Source organism: Pontivivens nitratireducens (assembly GCF_014235845.1).
Lineage (GTDB): Bacteria > Pseudomonadota > Alphaproteobacteria > Rhodobacterales > Rhodobacteraceae > Pontivivens > Pontivivens nitratireducens.
In genome coordinates this window covers 1-15,941 of record NZ_JACJUQ010000022.1, presented here as the reverse complement: position 1 = coordinate 15,941, position 15,941 = coordinate 1, and the positions used below count along the sequence as shown (strand labels likewise).

Below are 15,941 nucleotides of genomic sequence, written 5' to 3'. Positions count from 1 at the left end.
GGAGTATTCAACGGACGGAGATTCTCATGGCAGACCTCATTCGGGTCATCCTGTCGGTGCTTTTGCCACCGCTGGGAGTATTCTTTCAGGTCGGACTGGGCCTGCAATTCTGGATCAATATCTTGCTGACGCTGCTGGGCTATATTCCGGGGGTGGTCCACGCAATCTGGATCATCGCACGTAAATGAGCGGCGTGGATCAGGCCAGACGGATGCGGCGGATCGAGACTCTGGCCCGTACGCTGGATTCGAAATTCCGCATTCCGGGCACCGGCATCAGATTCGGCTGGGACGGCATCCTGTCGATCCTGCCCGTGGCGGGCGATACCGTCGCCGCGGGGCTGTCCGCCTATCTGATCTATGAGGCGTACAAAGGCGGCGCGCGCAAGCGGACGTTGACCAAGATGGGCACGAATGCGGGCGTGGACTGGCTGTTCGGCTCGATCCCCGTGGTGGGCACGATTTTCGACGTGGCATACAAGGCGAACACCCGCAATCTGAAGCTGTTGCAGGAGGAACTGGCGCGACAGGCGCCGCCACCGCAGGCGTAACGGGCCCCAAACGGAAAAGGGCCCGGTGTTTCCACCGGGGCCTTTCGTGTTTCATGTCCGTGGCATCAGCCCTCGGACTTGATCTCTTCGCCGGTTTCCTGATCCACGACCTTCATGGACAGGCGCACCTTGCCGCGATCGTCGAAGCCCATCAGCTTGACTTTCACTTCCTGGCCTTCCTTGAGCAGATCCTTCGGATGGCCCACACGCTCATTCGACAACTGCGAGACGTGCACGAGGCCGTCACGCTTGCCGAAGAAGTTCACGAATGCGCCGAAGTCCATCAGCTTGACCACCTTACCGGTGTAGATCGCGCCGGCCTCAGGTTCTGCCACGATGGAGTGGATCAGCGCGCGCGCCTTGTCGATGGCCTCCCCGTTGGGCGAGGCGATCTTGATGATGCCGTCGTCGTTGATATCGACCTTGGCACCCGATTCCTCAACGATGGAGCGGATGACCTTGCCGCCCGAACCGATGACTTCACGAATCTTGTCGGTGGGGACCTGCATCGTCTCGATGCGCGGCGCGTGGACGGAGAAGTCCTGCGCTGTGGTGATCGCCTTGGACATCTCGCTCAGGATGGTCATGCGACCGGCCTTTGCCTGCTCCAGCGCGGTTTTCATGATGTCGGGCGTGATGCCTGCCACCTTGATGTCCATCTGCAACGAGGTGATGCCGTTTTCGGTGCCCGCAACCTTGAAATCCATGTCGCCAAGGTGATCCTCATCACCCAGAATGTCCGTCAGGATTGCGTAGTCGCCGTCATCCTCAAGCACCAGACCCATGGCGACGCCCGCCACCGGAGCCTTCAGCGGAACGCCCGCGTCCATCATCGACAGCGAACCGCCGCAGACAGAAGCCATCGAGGACGAACCGTTCGACTCGGTAATCTCGGACACGACACGGATGGTGTAGGGGAAGTCGGTCGCCGCAGGCAGAACCGCCTGAAGCGCGCGCCATGCCAGCTTTCCGTGGCCGATCTCACGACGGCCCGGGCCCATCATCCGGCCAGCTTCCCCGACCGAGTAGGGCGGGAAGTTGTAGTGCAGCAGGAAGTTGGAGCGGCTCTCACCGTGCAGCGCGTCGATGATCTGCTCATCGTCGCCCGTGCCCAGCGTGGTCACGACCAGACCCTGCGTCTCACCACGGGTGAACAGGGCGGAACCGTGGGTCCGCGGCAGGATGCCGGTTTCCGACACGATCTGGCGTACGGTGTCGAGCGCGCGACCGTCGATGCGGTTGCCGTTCTTGACCACGTCACCGCGCAGGACGGAGGATTCCAGCTTCTTGAACGCGGAACCGAGGTTGCTGTCCTCCAGCTCTTCCTCGCTCAGGCCTTCGCGGATGCTGTCCCGCGTGGCGGAGATGGCCGCCTGACGTTCCTGCTTGTCACGAATGGCAAAGGCGGAGCGCATGGCGTCCTCACCCAGGGATTTCACCTTGGCGAACAGGTCGGAGTAATCCGGGGGCGTGAAGTCGAACGGCTCCTTCGCGCAATCCTCGGCCAGATCGATGATCATGTCGATCACCGGCTGCATCTGCTGGTGGCCAAAGTTGACCGCGCCCAGCATGACTTCCTCGGACAGCTCGTAAGCCTCGGACTCCACCATCATCACGGCGTCCTTGGTGCCGGCGACGACCAAGTCCAGGTGCTGTTCGGGGTTTTCACGCAGCTTGTGCATGTCGTCCACCGACGGGTTCAGCTGGTATTCGCCGTTGGAATAGCCAACGCGCGCGCAGCCGATCGGGCCCATGAACGGCGCGCCCGACAGGGTCAGCGCAGCCGAGGCCGCGATCATCGCGACGACGTCGGGGTCGTTTTCCAGATCGTGCGACAGCACGGTGCAGATGACCTGCGTTTCATGCTTGAAGCCCGGAACGAACAGCGGGCGGATCGGACGGTCGATCAGACGCGAGGTCAGCGTCTCTTTCTCGGTCGGGCGCGCCTCACGCTTGAAGAAGCCGCCGGGGATCTTGCCGGCTGCGTAGTATTTTTCCTGATAGTGTACGGTCAGGGGGAAGAAATCGAAGCCCTTCTTGGGCTGCTTTTCGTACACGACGGCGCACAGCACGCTCGTCTCGCCATAGGTGGCGATGACGGAGGCGTCGGCCTGGCGCGCGACTTTCCCTGTCTCGATGGTCAGCGTATCGCCGCCCCATTCGATGGATTTCTTGAATTCGTTGAACATTTAGCGTCCTTCTAGGGCTTACCCGGCCTTCCGGGCGCCCCCTTCACATACGCGGCCCCATTGCCGCTGACCCCCGATCCTTCTCAGCGCGCGCCTGGGTCCTAGGGCGCAGCGTTTCAGATGCTCGCGCGTATAGCTGATTTGCGAGGAGTTGGGTAGGGGCTGCTGTGCATTCCCCGCGAAACGAGTCATGGGAAAGGCCGCCGCCCAAGGCGATAGCAAAAAAGGCCGCCCCCTGAGGGACGGCCTTTCAAATCTCAAACTGTGGCAGTTGCCTTAGCGGCGGATGCCCAGGCGCTTGATCAGGTCCTGATACTTCGCCTCATCGCCCTTGCGGACATAGTCCAGCAGCTTGCGGCGCAGGGCCACCATCTTCAGAAGGCCACGACGGGAGTGGTTGTCCTTCTTGTGGGTCTTGAAATGCTCGGTCAGCGTGGAAATGCGGCTGGTCAGGATCGCGATCTGCACCTCGGAGGAGCCGGTATCGCCTTCCTTGAGGCCGTAATCCTTGATCAGCTGTGCTTTGACGTCTGGCGTAATCGACATCGTGTCTTCCTTTCGGTTCGTATGAAGAAGCCCCGCGCCCCACGGCCGATGCCGGGATGTCGTCCAGCATGGTCGGGAATCAGCGAAGGGGTCGGCGCGGTCGTCCCACGGCAACGCGCGCCGTATTGCACAGATCGCCCGGCGGGGAAAGGGGTCATGCGCGGATGCGGCGCAGCCCCACCAGATTGCTGACCAGCAGGGCCGCGACCACGATCACGCCGCCCAGAATGGCGCGCGGGCCGGGATCCTCTCCCACGATCCACCAGACGAGGATCGGCGCCAGCGCCGTTTCCAGCAACATGATCAGGCTGACCTCGGTCGAGGGGATATAGCGCGGCGCGGAGGAGATCAGCGCAAAGCTGAGCGGCGCGATGATCGCGCCCATCACGAACAGGAACCCCATGTCCCCCTGCAAGGGCAGCGCCAGCCCGCCCATGGCGATGCCAAAGGCAACCGGCACGACTGTCGATCCGGCCAGCGCCGGCACCATGCTGCGCCCCGGTGCGAACCGGGCAAGGCTGAAGCCAGCAGCCATGGTGAAGCTGCCCCCGAGCGCGGCCAGATCGCCGGACCAATGCGCGACGCCGCCCTCGTCATTTCCCGTGACCAGAATGCCGATGCCGATCATCGCGGCCATGATCGTCAGCCCCATGCGCAGGTCGATCCGCTCCCCCATCATCAGCCATGAGAGCAGCGCCGCCCAGAGCGGCATCGCGGCGAGGATGAACAGGGTGTTGGCGACGGTCGTCCAAGCAATGGCGAGGTTGAAGCAGACCGCAGCAACCCCCATCGCCAGCGTAAAGCCCGCTCCCGGCCAGCCGAGGGTTCGCACATCCTCGGGCAGTTTTCGGCCACGTAGCAAAAGCAGGGCCACCCACAGGACGGCCCCCTGAAATCCGGCGCGCCAGATCATCAGCGTCCACAGATTGGTGTCGATCAGCCGAAACAGGATGGTGTCGGGCATCAGGACCATGATCCCGATAAAGGCCATGGTCAGTCCGCGTTGCCGTTCTGTCAGATTGCCCATGGGCGCGGTCCTTGTGCATAGGCGACGTAGAGCGGGTGACGGGGGTGGCCGTCGCGGCTCAACCCCAGAACGTGCAGGTTGCTTTCGGCGCGCAGGATGGCCGCCACGTGCGCGTTCCGCCCCTGATGTACCCCATGCACACCCCATCCGCACAGGGTCAGATCGGCCCAGCGACAGGCTTGGCGCAATACGGTGTCATTGTCCGGGCCAATGGGGGCGGGGTGACGCTTCATCTCTCGTGGATCGGTGGCACGCACGGCGAACAGGTTCGTTATACGAAACGCGCCGAAACCGCCCGCCCGTGCCCTTCGCTCACACCGTTCGATGGTCGGATCGTTGCGACGCTCGTCCGCGGTCGAGGGGTTGAGCATCACGACGTTGAGCTTCGGCCCCTCCGCCCAGTGGCGGGTCAGCGTGTAGCGGTAGGTCTCACACGCTGAATAGACCGCTTCGGAATTGCGGGTGTCGTCCTGATGCGTTCGGACGATCCAGTCCGGGTTGCATTGGGTCTCACCGCTGGACCGCAAGGGGGTCATAAAATGGCCGTCACAGGTTGAAAACGCGCGACGGGTGCAATTCGCCTGCCTTGTAGATACCGACGGCGACCGGCTTGCCCTCATAGCTGGCCCAGCATTCCGCGCCGTATTCGACGCCCGAAGCGATGACCATGCCCGGATTGCCATTGCGCAGCCGCACGGCGCCCTCGGGCGTGGCGGGAAGCTCATCCAGATCCTGCAGGCCGACGCTCAGCGGGTGGATGTAGTCGTCCAGCTTCGGATCGCGGGCAAGGGTTTCCAGCGTGCTCCAGTCCACACCGTCCGACGGCTCGAACGGGCCGGACCATATGCGGCGCAGGTGATCCACATGCCCCAGACAGCCCAGCGCGACCCCCAGATCGCGCGCGATCGAGCGGACATAGCCGCCCTTGCCGCAAACCATCTCCAGCACCAGAAGGTCGCCGTCGCGGCTGATCATTTCCAGGCTTTCGACAAACAGAGGGCGGGATTTCAGCTCCATCTCCTCACCATCGCGGGCGCGGGCATAGGCGCGTTCGCCGTCAACCTTCACCGCGGAGAATTGCGGCGGAACCTGCTCGATATCGCCGGTAAAGGCGGGCAGGGCCGCGATGATCTGCGCATCCGTAGGGCGTGTGTCGGAGGTGGCGATGATCTCGCCCTCGGTGTCGTCGGTATTGGTTGCTGCACCCAGACGCATGGTGAAGCGGTATGCCTTCATCGCGTCGGTCACGTAAGGCACGGTCTTGGTCGCCTCACCCAGTGCGATGGCCAGAACGCCCGTCGCGGTAGGGTCCAGCGTGCCGGCGTGACCGGCCTTGCGGGCATCCAGCGCCCAGCGCACCTTGTTGACCACCGAAGTGGAGGTGACACCCGCCGGTTTGTCCACCACCAGCCAACCGCTGATGTCGCGGCCCTTCTTACGTCTTGCCATGTCGTCTCTTCTCGTTTCGACGGCTCAGGCCGCCCAATCCCCGCTGACCCGCAGACCGGCCGCGATGCGCAGGCCGTCATACAGATCGCAATCGGTGCGGTACAGGCTTCGCACGGCTTCGGCAACCGGTCCCGTCAGGGCGGTCGCGATATCGTCAGGCAATCGGTTCTGTGCGCTGATCGCGGCCAGCGGTTCGCCCAGTTCGGGCCGGTTCAGGAACCCGGGCAGTTCATGGGCAAGCCTGTCGGTAAATATCGGGACCCCGCCAGCGTCGATCAACCGACGCACATCATGCGATTGCAGGCGACTGCCAGCATATCCCCCGCTGCCAATGAAATCCACCTTTCGCCGCCGCATGTAGGTAGCAAGGATAGACAGGTTATGGCCGTGATCGTCCGGGCTCACCGGTTGCGCGATCAACCCGCGTCGCCGGATCAAGGTCGTGCGCAGAGTGGCGAAACCCGACCTGCGCGGACGCTCCATAATGAAGTTATACACCGCTCCGAACCGTTCCAGCGGGTCGCGCAGCAATATCAGCGCGCTTTCCCCGTTTTGGGCAAGGGTTTCGAGCGGGATATCCGCGCTTCCCCCGATCACGCCGGCTTTTCCCAGAACCTGTTTGATCTGCGCGCCGCCGGTGAAGGCCGCCGTGGTCAGGCTGACACTTCCCGGTCCGATGAGGCGCTGAACGCGGCGATGCCGCAACATGGGCGGACATTCGAATGCGCCCTGCCGCCGTACCGGGGACTGACTCCGCCAGGCGTTCCGGGCGCGTTCATGCAGGATGGTGTCGGCGCGATAGAACTGGCGGATTGCAGCGGCCAGATCATTGTCCAGAACATCCGGCGCACTGGCTGGTTTCTCCGATCGGTTCCGGCTTTTCACAGCCTGCATTCGTTCGGCCATGTCGGGCACGACGGGGGCCATCAACATCGGCAACTGCCAGTCCAGACCGTCGAGCGTCAGGTGGTTCAGCTTGAACATGCGTGCCCGGCGCAGGCGGCTGGTTTGCGGACGCCAGTGATAGTTGATGGCCAGATCGGTGCCGCCCTCCAGATTCTCACCAACCCATTCCAGCAACCGATAGACGTTCGCCCGATGCTCCGCCGCATCCAGGTCGCGGTCCAGATCGACGACACCGATCTCTTCGAGATGTGCGCGGATTTTGGGGAAGTTGACGGCGCCCTCGCCCCAGATCTTGTCAAAATAGAACGACATGAACCGGCTGGCAGGGTCGCGGAGCACGCTGAACGAATAGGGGCTGCCGAAAACGGTGTCGAAATCCTGCCCCTCGGCGCGGACCAGACCGTCTTCTTCCTCATGCACGTTGATGCCTGCCGGATGCTCATCCCCGTTGTCGAGGGCGTAGAACAGATTCTTGAGAAAGGTGCAGCCGCATTTCGTGATCGGCAGATAGTAGATCGGGTAGCTGTTCGTCGTCAGCAATATCGCGGGATCGCGCGCTTTCGCATCGTTCGCGAGTCGGCGTTCGATACGTTCCTGGCGGGCCTGCGCCGTTTCCTCAGGCGAAATCCGAGGGTGCGCGGCGGGAGGTCTCTTGCGTCGCCAGGGCAGGAATTTCATTTCACATGTCCCCTACGGGCGGGCTTAGTCGTCGCCTTCCAGATCGCGGCGAACCTCCGCCAGATCGAGCAGCCGCCGGGTTTCGTCCATCTGATCGTAGCTTTCATCGGGGCGAAAGCGCAGTTCGGGCGAAAACTTGGTCGTCATCTGTTTGCTGATCGTGCGGCGCAGGGTCGATTGGTTCCGGGCCAGCGCCTTGATCACACGCTGCACGTCGCCACCGCCCAGCGGCATGACGAATGCGGTCGCATGGCGCAGATCATTGCTCATGCGGACCTCACCTACCGTGACGGACACATTTGCCAGATCCGGGTCGTGCAGGTCGCCCCGCATCAGCGTATCCGACAATGCGCGGCGCACCAGCTCGCCGACGCGGAGCTGACGCTGGGTGGGGCCTGTACCCTCGTGAGAACTGTTCTTTGCCATGGAGGGCATTTCGTGCGGATCACCGGCGGAGTCAAGCCGGAGGACCAGATCGGAGAAGCCGGATATGGCGCAAATGCAATCGACACGGTTGCCCGTCGCGGTCCGCTCGGCCTATCTCAGTCCGATATATATAGCGGGCTCAGTCAGGACAGAGCGGGAGAATGCGATGATCGGTGTGACGATAACGGGCGTTTCGGGGCGTATGGGCCAGATGCTGGCGCGGGCGGTGGCGCAGGACGCGCGATGCGAACTGGTCGGGGCGACGGCCCTGCCGGATCATGAATGGATCGGGCGACGTCTGCGCGATGTCCTGCCCGACAGCGCCTCCGACGTGGTTGTGGTGGCGGAGGCCGTGGACGCCATTGCAAATGCGGACGTGGTCATTGATTTCACCGCGCCCGAGGCGACCCGCGAACACGCGACGCTGTGCGCACAGGCGGGGGCGGCTCACGTGATCGGCACGACCGGTCTGGACGCGGACGATCTGGAACATCTGACGCGCTGCGCTGTTCACACGACCATCGTGCGTGCGGGCAATTTCAGCCTGGGGGTGAATCTGCTGACCGTGCTGACCCGCAAGGTGGCCGAGGCGCTGGGCGATGATTTCGATATCGAGATCGTCGAGATGCATCACCGGCACAAGGTCGATGCCCCCTCCGGCACGGCGCTGATGCTGGGTGAGGCCGCCGCCGAGGGGCGCGGGGTCGCCCTCGACGACATGCGCGAAAGCGGACGCGACGGCATGACGGGGGAACGCCAGCGCGGCGCAATCGGGTTCGCGGCTTTGCGCGGCGGTGATGTGGTGGGGGAGCATCAGGCGATCTTTGCCGGCACGGGGGAGCGGATCACCCTGGGGCATATCGCATCGGACCGGATGCTGTTCGCCCGCGGGGCCGTCGCGGCGGCGGTCTGGGCGCGCGATCAGGCGGCGGGTGAATACGACATGGTGGACGTGCTGGGCCTCCGCTGACGGGACGCGACCCGAAATGGGACAGGCACGGGGCAACAGGGCCCCGTGCCGGATGCCTTACGGCTTGATGAACACCTTGCCGTCCGGGATTTTGGTCGCGGCGGGCAGGTTCTCCATCGCTTCGGACAAGGGCACGATGGCCGCCACGTCCGTCTTCCACTTGCCCGAAACGAAACGCTCCTGAACCTCCTCGATGACGCTGCCCAGTTTGGCCGGATCGGTTTCCTGCATCCAGCAGGTCAGCCAGAATCCCTCGATCACCTTGTGCTGAAAGATCAACTGCCCCATCTGCGTCAGCTTCGGCGGTGTCGTGGACAGCTTGCCGTAGTTCACCCAGCGCGCCCGGTTCGGCATGGCGAAGAACAGATCCGCCGTCGTCTGATCTCCGACCGCATCCAGAAGGATGCGCGGTTTGAGCGATTTGAGGACCGGTTCGGCCTTTGCCATCATGTCATCATCCGAGGTGACCAGAACCTCGGCCGCGCCAAGTTCGCGCAACAGGTCTGCCTGCTCGGCCCGGCGCACGACGGCGATGGGGGCGATGCCGTTGTCGCGGCCCAGTCCGATCAGCAGTTTGCCCAGCTGTGAACCCGCAGCGTTCAGGACGAAGCTTTTCGCACCGCTTTCACGCACGATATCGAACATCGCCATCGCGGTCAGCGGATTGACGATCTGACCGGCTGCATCCTCCGCCCTCAGATCGGGGCGGCAGGGGATCAGGCCCTGCGATTTCGTCATCGCATATTCTGCCCACGTCCCGGACTCCGTGGCGAAGAAACTGACCCGTTGGCCAACCAGCGGACTGTCGCCCGCAACCACGGTTCCGACACCCTCGAACCCGGCGGGGGCGTCCTTGATGCGGGGCTGACCGTATTCCCCCTTGATGAAATGCAGATCGGACGGGTTCACCGCGGCCAGGTCCACCTTGATGACGACCTGATCGGCTTGGGGTTGTGGCACCGGCACTTCGCGCGCTTCGAGATAGGGTTCCAGCGTGTCGATGGACGGACCCTCCTGCGTGCCGGAATAGCCATCATGAAGCTGGACGAGGGCCTGCATCGTATCGGGAAGGGGCATTGGTTTCTCCTGCGTGGTCTGTATTCGTCTGAGGTAGGGGGCGGGCGGTATGCTGCCTAGGCCGGTTCCCCGGCGTCACGTTGCGTCATCTGTCGTGAAGGGTTTACGAAGTCCGGGGGCTGCGACCATTCTGGACCTAGCAAGAACAAGGTCGCAGATACGGCTCAGGAGGGATTCGGATGGGATATTTCGACAGTTTGTTTTCGGTTCAGGGCAAGGTCGCGCTGGTCACGGGTGGGGCGACGGGTATCGGTCGCATGATTGCCGAGGCGCTGGCCGAAGGCGGTGCCACCGTCATGATCTGCTCACGCAAGGGCGATGCGTGCAAGGACGCCGCGGATGAGATCAACGCGAACCGACCCGCGGGCCGGGTCGAGGGCTTCGCCGCTGACGTGTCCACGGCGGAGAGTATATCCGCCCTGGTCGCGGAGGTTCGGGGTCGCGTGGCCCAGCTGGACATCCTCGTCAACAATGCGGGGATCACATGGGGTGAGCCCTATGAGACCTTCCCGATGGAGCAGTGGACCCGCATCATGGATGTGAATGTCGGCGCGATGTTCACCCTGACCCGCGATCTGACCCCGCTGCTGGAGGCGGCAGGCACCGATGCCGATCCCGCGCGGATCATCAATATCGGATCGGTCATGGGCACGCTGCCTCTGGCGGAGGGCGCCTATTCCTACACCATGTCAAAGGCCGCCGTGCATCACCTGACCAAGACGCTGGCTGGTGAGCTGGCGGGCAAGCGGATCACGGTGAACGCCTTCGCGCCCGGGCCCTTCCCGTCCAAGATGACCCGCTTTGCCACCGGAACCCCCGAAAAGGCCGAGAAGGTCGGTGAGAATGTGCCGCTGGGGCGCATCGGCTCCGCCGAGGATATCGCCGGGGCGACGTTGTACCTGTGCGGCCGGGCAGGGGCCTATGTCTCCGGCGCGATTCTGCCTCTGGATGGCGGTATGAGCGTTCAGACCCCTGCCAACCTCTTTGCCAACACGCAGTGACGGCACTCGGCATGTTCGAGGGCAAAACGATCCTGATCACCGGTGCCGCCGCCGGGTTGGGTGAGGCCGCTGCGGACGCGTTCGCGCAAGGCGGCGCCCGGCTGCTCCTCAGCGATCTGTCGCCGGGGGTTGAGGATGTGGCCAGACGTCTGGACGCTGACTGGATGATTGCCGATGCGGCGAAGCCCGAGGATCATCGCGCTTTGGTGGCGCGTGCGGTGGAAATCGGCGGGCGTCTGGACGTGGCGCTGAACAATGCCGGCATAGCCCACCCCCCAATGCGGATCGAGCAGACGCCCGAGGATCTCGCGCGCAGGGTGATCGAGGTCGATTTGCTGGGTATGTTCTGGGCATTGCAGGCGCAAATCCCGCAGCTTCAGCAACAGCACAGGGCAGACGGGTCATCGAGCTGCATCGTCAATGTCGCCTCCATCGCCGGTCTTGTCGCCGCCCCGACATTGGGGATCTATGCCGCTGCCAAACATGGGGTGTCGGGATTGACCAGAACGGCCGCGATCGAGAATGCGCGGCGCGGCATCCGTGTGAACGCCATCTGTCCGGCCTTCACGCGCACCAGCATGGTGGATGACATCATAGGCGTCGCACCGGACCCCGCCGCCGCCACGGCGGACCTGACACGCGGTGTCCCGATGCGGCGTCTAGCGGAGCGTGAGGAGATCGTAACCGCGATTCTCTTCGCGGCGAATCCGCAAAACAGCTTCATGACCGGGCAGACTCTGGCGCTGGACGGCGGTGTCACGGCGTATTGAGGCGCCACGGCGCAGTGTGCAGTCCGGCTGGTAGCGGGCGTGAGACAGAGGGCCTGTCGCGGCCCGTTCTTGCTTACCGTCTGGACCGCGCGCGCGGCCTGCGGTATCACGCGGCAATGACCGGTGGATTTCGCATAGGTATTCGAATTATTCGCCCGGCACGCTGATCGCGTCGCCGGGACAAGGCGCATGGCCGGACCGCGCCGACCCTACCTAACGCCAACCCATATCCACGATAGTGACGGAGCCGCCGAAATGTGCGCCGAGACCACCACGCCAGAATACAAAGATACGCTCAACCTGCCCAGGACCGACTTTCCCATGCGGGCCGGTCTGCCCAAGCGGGAGCCGGAATGGCTCGCCCGGTGGAACGAGATCGGCGTCTATGATCGCCTCAGAGAGAAGCAGGGCCGCCCGCCCTTCGTCCTGCATGACGGCCCTCCCTACGCCAATGGCCACCTGCATATCGGCCACGGCCTGAACAAGATCCTCAAGGATATGGTCGTGCGCAGCCAGCAGATGATGGGCGCGGATGCCTGCTATATCCCCGGCTGGGACTGCCACGGCCTGCCCATCGAGTGGAAGATCGAGGAGAAGTACCGCGCCAAGGGCCGCAACAAGGATGAGGTTCCGGTCAACGAGTTCCGTGCCGAATGCCGCGACTTCGCGCGGGGCTGGGTCGATATCCAGCGCGAGGAATTCAAGCGCCTCGGCATCACCGGAAACTGGGCGGACCCCTATCTGACGATGAATTTCTCATCCGAGGCGACCATCGCCGAGGAATTCATGAAGTTCGTGATGAACGGCTCGCTCTATCAGGGATCGAAGCCCGTCATGTGGTCCCCGGTTGAGAAGACCGCACTGGCCGAGGCCGAGGTCGAGTATCACGACCGCCAGGTCGATGCGATCTGGGTGAAGTTCAAGATCGAGCCGGTCGGTGACATCATCAAGCTGATGGAGGCAGGTGCTGATAGCGAGGGCACGGGCCTCGGCGTGTTGCCCGACGATCTGAACGGTGCGAACGTGGTGATCTGGACCACGACGCCATGGACGATCCCGTCCAACCGCGCGGTCTGCTTCAACCCGACGCTCAATTACAGCCTGTACCGCGTGACCGAGGCGGCCGAGGAAAACTGGGCCAAGGTCGGCGACAAGTTTCTGCTGGCCGATGCCCTGGCCGAAACGGTCTTTGCGGATGCGCGGGTCGCGGCCTATGAGCGGCTGCACGGGCTGGATGCAATGCAGTTGGAGGCGATCAGCCTGGCGCACCCGCTGCGCGGCGTGGCCGACGGGCAGGGCGAATGGGATTACGATGTGCCCATGCTGCCGGGCGATCACGTAACCGATGATGCGGGCACAGGCTTCGTTCACACCGCACCCAGCCACGGCGATGACGATTACCAGATCGGCCTGAAGCACGGGCTGAAGATGACCTTCAACATCGAGGCCGATGGCTCCTACCGCGCCGATCTGCCCCTGTTCGGCGGTGAGGCAATCCTGAAGCCCAATGGAAAGCCGGGGGGCGCGAACAAGGCCGTGATGGCGGCCCTGCGTGAGGTGTCCGCGTTGATCGCATCGCGGCGTATCACCATCTCGGACGCCCATTCATGGCGGTCCAAGGCCCCGGTCATCCGGCTGAACCGCCCGCAATGGTTCGTTGCCATCGACAAGGAGATCGGCGGCAATGACACCTACGGCAAGACGATCCGCGACCGGGCGCTGACCTCCATCGACGAATTGGTGACGTGGACGCCGAAAAACGGGCGGAACCGGCTGCATTCGATGATCGAGAATCGCCCCGACTGGGTGCTGTCGCGCCAACGTGCATGGGGCGTTCCGCTGACCTGTTTCATCAAGAAGGCCCCGGACGGCACCGTCGAGTTGCTGCGGGACGAGGCGGTGAATGCCCGCATCGCCGAGGCATTCAGGGCCGAGGGCGCGGATTGCTGGTTCGAGGATGACGCAGCGGAACGCTTTCTGGGCGAACGCGCGGCCGAGGGCTGGGAGAAGGTCGGAGACATCCTGGACGTGTGGTTCGATTCCGGTTCCACCCACGCCTTCGTCCTGCGCGACCGGCCCGATGGCGGCTGGCCGGCGGACCTCTACCTCGAAGGCACGGACCAGCATCGCGGCTGGTTCCATTCCTCGATGTTGCAAGCCTGCGGAACGATGGGCCGTGCGCCCTACAAGGGCGTTCTGACCCATGGCTTCACGCTGGATCAGAAGGGCGTGAAAATGTCCAAGTCGCTGGGCAACATCATCGCCCCGGACGAGGTCGTCAAACAATACGGCGCGGATATCCTGCGGCTGTGGGTGGCGCAGACCGACTACACCGCCGATCACCGCATCGGTCCGGAAATCCTCAAGGGCGTGGCCGACAGTTATCGTCGACTGCGCAACACGTTCCGGTTCATCCTTGGCTCCATGGCGGAGCATGAGCCGGTCGCCCATGCGGACATGCCGGAGCTGGAGCGCTGGGTGCTGCACCGTCTGTCCGAACTGGACCGGCAGGTGCGTGAGGGCTACGCCAAATATGATTTTCAGGGCGTGTTCCAGAAGCTGTTCAGCTTTTGCACCATCGACCTGAGCGCGGTCTATTTCGATATCCGCAAGGATGCCCTGTACTGTGACGCGGCAAGCTCGATCGAGGCACGGGCGTCGCGCACGGTTCTCGACCTGCTGCACACGCATCTGACAAAATGGCTCGCCCCGATCCTGACCTTCACGATGGAGGAGGTCTGGCTGGAACGCTATCCCGAGGGCTGTGTGCATCTGGAGGATTTCGCGTCCGTCCCGACCGAATGGACAGATCAGACCTTGGCAGAAAAATGGGTGCGCATCCGCGCGGTGCGCCGTGTGGTGACAGGGGCGCTGGAAATCGAGCGGACGGCGAAGCGCATCGGTGCCTCGCTGGAGGCTGCGCCGGTGGTTCATGTCATGGATGCGGACCTGCGCACCGCCTTGAACGGGTTGCCCCTGGCGGATCTGTGCATCACCTCGGATATTTCGGTGAGCGACACCGCAGCACCTGCGGATGCCTTCACGCTTGAAGACGTTCCGGGCGTGGCGGTCGTGCCCGCCTTGGCCGAGGGTCAGAAATGCGCGCGTTGCTGGAAAATCCTGCCCGATGTGGGCACGCATTCGCATCCCGGCGTGTGCGCACGATGCGATACGGCGCTCACCGCGAAAGAATGAGCTGAAAATCAGGGGCGCGTGGTTGCGCGCCCCCTTGCAGCCGCCGCGCAGCTTGGGTATTCAGACGCCAGCGCGGGCGTTGTGTAATGGTAAGACCTTAGCCTTCCAAGCTAAAGACGCGGGTTCGATTCCCGCCGCCCGCTCCAAAACTCCGATCCTGTACACATTCCGATCTTGATGTTTCCGTCATGCGGATTTCGTGGCTGACAGATTTATCTGGCTTAGGCCGGTATTATCCATGTTGGGCCAATGTCCTGCGGGCCTCGCAGGCTGTCCTGTTCCTGGCTTGAGAGTGGCCGCCGCCCCTGTCTGACAGGGGCGCGCTGCGCGGATTGACTTGAATTGACGTGCCCGCGCGTCCACTTCACGACAATGGCGCGGCGCGCGCCTCAGGGTGGCTGATCGCGATTCGAGGCGGCGGGACAATTCCCCTTGCGGGAACGGGTCCAAATGCTTTAGTCAGCCGCCATAATTTCGGTCCCTCAGCAGATACGGGAAATGACAATGGCGAAGGCAAAGTTCGAGCGGACGAAACCGCACGTAAACATCGGAACGATTGGTCACGTTGATCACGGCAAGACGACGCTGACGGCGGCGATCACGAAGCAGTACGGCGACTTCAAGGCGTATGACGAGATCGACGGCGCACCCGAGGAGAAGGCGCGCGGGATCACCATCTCGACCGCGCACGTGGAGTACGAGACGGAAGCCCGTCACTACGCGCATGTCGATTGCCCGGGCCACGCGGACTACGTGAAGAACATGATCACGGGTGCGGCGCAGATGGACGGCGCGATCCTGGTGGTGAACGCGGCCGATGGCCCGATGCCCCAGACGCGCGAGCACATCCTGCTGGGCCGTCAGGTGGGCATCCCCTACATGGTCGTCTACATGAACAAGGTCGATCAGGTCGATGACGAGGAACTTCTTGAGCTGGTCGAGATGGAGATCCGCGAGCTGCTGTCCTCCTACGACTATCCTGGCGACGACATCCCCGTGATCCCTGGTTCGGCGCTGGCCGCTCTGGAAGGCCGCGACCCCGAGATCGGCGAGCAGTCGATCGCGAAGCTGATGGAAGCGGTCGACAGCTACATCCCGAACCCCGAGCGGGCCGTGGACCAGCCGTTCCTGATGCCGATCGAGGACGTATTCTCGAT

General features: G+C 63.4%; 15 protein-coding genes and 1 tRNA gene. 8 read left to right on the top strand and 8 right to left on the bottom strand.

Annotation, left to right across the window (positions count from 1 at the left end; translation table 11 throughout):
- The first annotated feature begins 26 nt into the window (after nt 1–26).
- Both H1S03_RS15955 and H1S03_RS15950 read left to right on the top strand, forming a co-directional pair.
- Nucleotides 27–188, top strand: a complete 162-nt coding sequence (locus tag H1S03_RS15955; RefSeq protein ID WP_185805195.1) for a YqaE/Pmp3 family membrane protein — start codon at nt 27–29, stop codon at nt 186–188.
- Nucleotides 185–550 carry a DUF4112 domain-containing protein gene (locus tag H1S03_RS15950; protein WP_185805194.1) on the top strand — a complete coding sequence of 122 codons (366 nt, stop codon included), beginning with the start codon at nt 185–187 and terminating at the stop codon, nt 548–550. The genes H1S03_RS15955 and H1S03_RS15950 overlap by 4 nt, the downstream gene beginning before the upstream one ends.
- A gap of 65 nt (nt 551–615) precedes the next feature.
- On the opposite strand, the gene pnp is transcribed toward H1S03_RS15950, so the two are convergent.
- The 7 genes from pnp to rbfA all read right to left on the bottom strand — a co-directional run bounded on the left by pnp (nt 616) and on the right by rbfA (nt 7,771).
- Complete coding sequence (pnp, locus tag H1S03_RS15945) at nt 616–2,739, bottom strand: polyribonucleotide nucleotidyltransferase (protein ID WP_185805193.1); 2,124 nt, start codon at nt 2,737–2,739, stop codon at nt 616–618.
- A 276-nt stretch (nt 2,740–3,015) separates the two neighbouring features.
- Nucleotides 3,016–3,285 carry a 30S ribosomal protein S15 gene (gene rpsO / locus H1S03_RS15940; RefSeq protein ID WP_166189149.1) on the bottom strand — a complete coding sequence of 90 codons (270 nt, stop codon included), beginning with the start codon at nt 3,283–3,285 and terminating at the stop codon, nt 3,016–3,018.
- 154 nt (nt 3,286–3,439) lie between these two features.
- Nucleotides 3,440–4,312, bottom strand: a complete 873-nt coding sequence (locus H1S03_RS15935) for a DMT family transporter (RefSeq protein WP_185805192.1) — start codon at nt 4,310–4,312, stop codon at nt 3,440–3,442.
- Entirely contained in the window at nt 4,300–4,848 is a 549-nt protein-coding gene (locus H1S03_RS15930; RefSeq protein ID WP_185805191.1) for a DUF1643 domain-containing protein, read from the bottom strand. The genes H1S03_RS15935 and H1S03_RS15930 overlap by 13 nt, the downstream gene beginning before the upstream one ends.
- 10 nt (nt 4,849–4,858) lie before the next feature.
- Nucleotides 4,859–5,761, bottom strand: a complete 903-nt coding sequence (truB, locus tag H1S03_RS15925) for a tRNA pseudouridine(55) synthase TruB (RefSeq protein ID WP_185805190.1) — start codon at nt 5,759–5,761, stop codon at nt 4,859–4,861.
- Between the two features lie 24 nt (nt 5,762–5,785).
- Nucleotides 5,786–7,345, bottom strand: a complete 1,560-nt coding sequence (locus H1S03_RS15920; protein WP_185805189.1) for a sulfotransferase family 2 domain-containing protein — start codon at nt 7,343–7,345, stop codon at nt 5,786–5,788.
- 24 nt (nt 7,346–7,369) lie between these two features.
- Complete coding sequence (gene rbfA, locus H1S03_RS15915; RefSeq protein ID WP_166189161.1) at nt 7,370–7,771, bottom strand: 30S ribosome-binding factor RbfA; 402 nt, start codon at nt 7,769–7,771, stop codon at nt 7,370–7,372.
- Between the two features lie 166 nt (nt 7,772–7,937).
- Here rbfA and dapB point away from each other — a divergent pair, with 166 nt between their 5' ends.
- Nucleotides 7,938–8,741: a 4-hydroxy-tetrahydrodipicolinate reductase gene (dapB, locus tag H1S03_RS15910; protein ID WP_185805188.1), complete on the top strand. Its 804-nt coding sequence runs from the start codon at nt 7,938–7,940 to the stop codon at nt 8,739–8,741.
- 57 nt (nt 8,742–8,798) lie between these two features.
- Here dapB and H1S03_RS15905 read toward each other — a convergent pair whose 3' ends face one another.
- Complete coding sequence (locus tag H1S03_RS15905; protein ID WP_185805187.1) at nt 8,799–9,818, bottom strand: alcohol dehydrogenase catalytic domain-containing protein; 1,020 nt, start codon at nt 9,816–9,818, stop codon at nt 8,799–8,801.
- A gap of 179 nt (nt 9,819–9,997) precedes the next feature.
- Here H1S03_RS15905 and H1S03_RS15900 point away from each other — a divergent pair, with 179 nt between their 5' ends.
- The 5 genes from H1S03_RS15900 to H1S03_RS15880 all read left to right on the top strand — a co-directional run.
- A complete protein-coding gene (locus H1S03_RS15900; RefSeq protein ID WP_185805186.1) occupies nt 9,998–10,819 on the top strand; it encodes an SDR family oxidoreductase in 822 nt (273 codons plus the stop codon).
- Nucleotides 10,820–10,830: 11 nt separating this feature from the next.
- Nucleotides 10,831–11,589, top strand: coding sequence for an SDR family NAD(P)-dependent oxidoreductase (locus H1S03_RS15895; RefSeq protein ID WP_185805185.1), 759 nt, complete (start codon nt 10,831–10,833; stop codon nt 11,587–11,589).
- 255 nt (nt 11,590–11,844) lie between these two features.
- Nucleotides 11,845–14,784 (top strand): isoleucine--tRNA ligase, encoded by a 2,940-nt coding sequence (ileS, locus tag H1S03_RS15890; RefSeq protein WP_185805204.1) that lies wholly within the window; start codon nt 11,845–11,847, stop codon nt 14,782–14,784.
- A 72-nt stretch (nt 14,785–14,856) separates the two neighbouring features.
- A tRNA-Gly gene (locus H1S03_RS15885) sits at nt 14,857–14,930 on the top strand.
- Nucleotides 14,931–15,288: 358 nt separating this feature from the next.
- Nucleotides 15,289–15,941: GTP-binding protein (locus H1S03_RS15880; protein WP_185805184.1), on the top strand; the 653-nt coding region annotated here is incomplete at its 3' end.